Source organism: Pseudoflavonifractor phocaeensis (genome assembly GCF_016901955.1).
Taxonomy (GTDB): Bacteria; Bacillota; Clostridia; order Oscillospirales; family Oscillospiraceae; genus Flavonifractor; species Flavonifractor phocaeensis_A.
In genome coordinates this window covers 1-499 of the sequence record NZ_JACJLC010000223.1, presented here as the reverse complement: position 1 = coordinate 499, position 499 = coordinate 1, and the positions used below count along the sequence as shown (strand labels likewise).

Genomic DNA, 499 nt, shown 5'->3' with positions numbered 1-499 from the left:
CGCGCGATTCCATAAAAACGGCTCAAAGGGCCGCTTTTATGGAATTCAGCCATTGTCACAATGCGTATTTCCACTGGTGCGTTGAAACGCACCAGTGGAAGGTGCAAGGTTTTTGGACAAAATTGTCCAAAAACCTTGCACTTGAACAAAGCCATTTCGCCTTGAAAGCCTTGGGTTTCAAGGCTTGTGGCTTTGTTCAGTACGCATTATGATAGGAGGACCGATATCTGAGACAAAGGAGACCTTTCTATGCCCGAGCTGCTGCTGCCCGGCAATATCATATCCATGGACGCCCGGGCCGCCGACCGGTTGATGGCCGCCGGGGCGGGGGACGCCGCCCTGCTCTACCTGTGGCTGCTGCGCCACGGGGGGCAGCTCTCCCCCGACGCCGCCCGGAAGGGTTTGAAATGGGACGGCCAGCGGCTGGAGGAGGCCTCCGCCCGGCTGGTGGCACTGGGCCTGTCCGACGGCAAGACCCAGGCCGAGGCCGCCCCCGTCC

Annotated in this window: 1 protein-coding gene and 1 pseudogene; both read left to right on the top strand. The window is 59.9% G+C overall.

Annotated features, from left to right (window positions below; all coding sequences use genetic code 11):
- Nucleotides 1–212: hypothetical protein (locus tag H6B51_RS17290; protein ID WP_204884822.1), on the top strand; the 212-nt coding region annotated here is incomplete at its 5' end.
- A 37-nt stretch (nucleotides 213–249) separates the two neighbouring features.
- A pseudogene (locus tag H6B51_RS17285) lies at nucleotides 250–499 on the top strand (DnaD domain protein); the annotation flags it as partial.